This is a genomic window from Gluconobacter sphaericus NBRC 12467 (genome assembly GCF_006539125.1).
Classification (GTDB): Bacteria; Pseudomonadota; Alphaproteobacteria; order Acetobacterales; family Acetobacteraceae; genus Gluconobacter; species Gluconobacter sphaericus.
The window spans coordinates 1-1,224 of the sequence record NZ_BJMK01000084.1 but is presented as its reverse complement, the minus strand read 5'-3'; the positions used below and the strand labels follow the sequence as shown (position 1 = coordinate 1,224).

Sequence of the window (1,224 nt, the reverse complement as noted above, 5' to 3'; positions counted from 1 at the left end):
TCTGGTTCCGGAAGACAATTCGGCACGTCCAGTTTCTGCTTACACATCACAAGCCAGGCGAATGACAGAACGTCAGGGGTTTGATCTGCCTGCGGCCAGACGCGAGATCATGACGTTTTGGGAACAGTCGGGAAATGACCTGAAGACGTTCCGCTGCCTTCTTGCTGAGAAAAACTGGCGTATGCGACCGGGAGACCGCACGGACCGACGGCGGGAAGCCCATGTCATTGAGACAGATGACGGGATGCTGATCGGATCATTTACACGCCTGACAAAGGTCCGCACGAAAGAGTTCCGTCGTCTTCTGCAAGAAGAGTCTTCCAGACCGTCCCCTCTGGATCTTCGACCTGTCGTGAGACAACTGGAACAACAGGAAAGACGGCATCAGCAGCGGGTAGAGCGAAAACGTGCCGTGAAGGAGCTGATCTGGGTTCCGCCAGCCTCATTGTCCGTCCTGGATCGACAGAGGCTCCATGAACAGGGACGAAGAGAAGCGGACGCGATCCGAAAGCGATTGCCGTCCATCGGTTCGCTTCGATACCCCGAACAGTTCAGCGAGGGGTTCCGGATTTATTTAAAAGACTGGAAGCAGGACATGCAGGCTGCCCGAAGCGTCCTGAATGCCCGGCATCCGCTGGAACGACGCTATGGGCCAGACAGTCCGCTCGATATCCAGAGCGCGTGCATCGTGCGGATGATGAAAGACGGATGGAGCAGACTGAAGCAGGCCCATCAGGCCGTTGAGCGGGCGCGACAGGAATTGGAAGCGCGGAAAATCCTGTTCTCCCGGAAGAGGAGACTGTCGCAAGCAGAGGAACAATACCGCCAAGCGCTGGCTCAACTGGCCGAAATCCTGCGCTATCTCGTCCAGTTCATTCTGTATCATTTAGGGCTGAGCAATCAGAAGCCTGATCCAATCCAGTGCCCGGTTCCGATAGAACGGGAAATGACATTGCAGGATTATCTGCAAGAGAGGCGCGAGTTGCTTCAGACCCTGCTGGATGAGAAAGCCCGTCGCCTGTGGATCAAGGATCGCTGCCGGGAGGCGGAGCACAAACGGGCCCGGATGATTGCACAATGGCATGCGGAGCGTGTGCCGGAGTGTGAGCAGGCCACGCAGACCATTGCCAGACTGGAGCGCTTGCACCGGCTGTCATGGTCGCTTCCCGAGGATGTCCGCATGGAAATCAGGGATATGAAACGACAGGGGCAGCTTCAGATGGC

General features: G+C 56.9%; 1 pseudogene. It reads left to right on the top strand.

Going from position 1 to position 1,224, the window contains the following annotated elements:
- Positions 1-61: 61 nt before the first annotated feature.
- A pseudogene (locus GSP01_RS14595) lies at positions 62-1,224 on the top strand (hypothetical protein); the annotation flags it as partial.